This window comes from Burkholderia sp. MR1-5-21, from assembly GCF_053427715.1.
In genome coordinates this window covers 1-421 of the sequence record NZ_JBSAXD010000133.1, presented here as the reverse complement: position 1 = coordinate 421, position 421 = coordinate 1, and the positions used below count along the sequence as shown (strand labels likewise).

The following is a 421-nucleotide window of genomic DNA, read 5'->3' as shown; positions in this document are numbered from 1 at the left end:
CCCGTGATCGCCTTCATCGTCGTGGTCTTGCCTGCGCCGTTCGCGCCGATCAGCGTCACGAGCTCGCCCTGACGGACCTCCATGTCAACGCCCTTGACGGCCTGGATCCCGCCGTAGTTGACCTGCAAGCCCTTGATTTTCAACATTGCCGCTGCCATCAGTGCACCCCTGCGCCGAGATATGCCTCAATCACCTTCGGGTTCTTCTGCACGTCCTGCGGCAGACCCTCGGCGATCACCTTGCCGTAATCGAGCACCGTCATCCGGTTGCACAAGTGCATCACGAGCTTCACGTCGTGCTCGATCAGCAGAATCGTGCGGCCGTCCGAACGGATCTTGTCGAGCAGGCGCGTCAGTTCCACTTTCTCCGTGGCGTTCATCCCCGCCGCCGGCTCGTCGAGCGCGAGCAGCTTCGGGTCGGT

The 421-nt window shown here is 62.5% G+C and carries 2 protein-coding genes; both read right to left on the bottom strand.

The genetic code is table 11. The features are described 5' to 3' along the window. A partial coding sequence (locus ACV229_RS40745; protein ID WP_448088682.1) for an ATP-binding cassette domain-containing protein occupies positions 1-158 on the bottom strand: 158 nt, incomplete at its 3' end. Then, positions 158-421: ABC transporter ATP-binding protein C-terminal domain-containing protein (locus tag ACV229_RS40740; RefSeq protein WP_448088681.1), on the bottom strand; the 264-nt coding region annotated here is incomplete at its 5' end. The genes ACV229_RS40745 and ACV229_RS40740, both read right to left, overlap by 1 nt.